Annotated in this window: 1 pseudogene; it reads left to right on the top strand. The window is 73.1% G+C overall.

The features are described 5' to 3' along the window. Window positions 1-1,087: pseudogene (locus AB0K21_RS44720) on the top strand (serine/threonine protein kinase); the annotation flags it as partial.

Below are 1,087 nucleotides of genomic sequence, written 5' to 3'. Positions count from 1 at the left end.
TCACCCCAGAACTCGTCGCCCTCCTCACCGCCTGCCTCGACAAACACCCCTACGAACGCCCCGACACCAAGGCCGCCATGCTCCGCCTACTCGGCGAGGAACCGGCGATCCGGATCACCGGGGACGTCGGGTGGCAGGAGGAGGGGCTGCCGGCCCTACCGCAGCAGCCCGGCGTCACCGCCTCGCAGCCGGTGCCGCCGTCCGGCTGGGGCGTGCCGCCGCTCCCGCGGAGCGCGGCTTCCGCACCGCAGGGGCCGGTTGTGCTCCAGGCGGCCGCTGAGACCAGGAAACGGCAGAAGACCGGCGGCTTCTCCATCATGCTGGCCGCCTGCGTCGGCGTGGTCGCCCTGCTGTCCGGACTCGGACTGTGGGCCGCCGGGAGATACACCTCCCTCGACGCGCAACGGGCATCCGCCGACGGAGCGGTCCCCCAGGCGAGCCTGAGTCCCTTCGACCAGTCCTGGGCGAAGGAACAGAACCTCTGGGAGAACCCGGCGGACACCGGCAAGGTGGCCGTGCCCTGGGGCACCACGACGGACCCGCAGACCCCTGACGTCGAGCCGCTGCGGCTGAGCACCGAGGTCCCGACGATCTCGCCGCCGGTCCCGTCGACGACGTCGTTCGTCACCTCGCCGCAGATCCCGGCGACCACCGCTCCGGCGGTGCCGACCACCACCGGCGCGCCGTCCACTCCGACACCGACGGCCGAGCCGACACCGACGCCGACGCCGACGGCCGAGCCGACACCGGCCCCGACGGCCACGCCCACGCCGAGCGAACCGCCGACCCCGACCCCGACCCCGAGTGAGTCCGCCACACCGAGCGTGACCCCGAGCGCGACTCCCACCCCGACCGCCACCCCCACGCCGCCGAGCAAGCCCACGGTCAAGCCGACTCCGGCACCGTCTCCGCCGGCCGCTTCGCCCTCCGTCGAACCTTCATCGCAGCCGTCCTCACCACCGCCTGCGGCTTCGCGTCCCAACCCCTACACCCCGCAGCAGGTCTGCGGATCGGGCTACTACGTGCAGCGCTCCGACTCCTTCAGCGGCGGAACCACCTACCAGCTCTACAACGCCTCCGCCGGCTC

This window comes from Streptosporangium sp. NPDC049248, assembly GCF_040678965.1.
Taxonomy (GTDB): domain Bacteria; phylum Actinomycetota; class Actinomycetes; order Streptosporangiales; family Streptosporangiaceae; genus Streptosporangium; species Streptosporangium fukuiense.
This window is presented reverse-complemented; position numbering and strand designations above follow the sequence as displayed.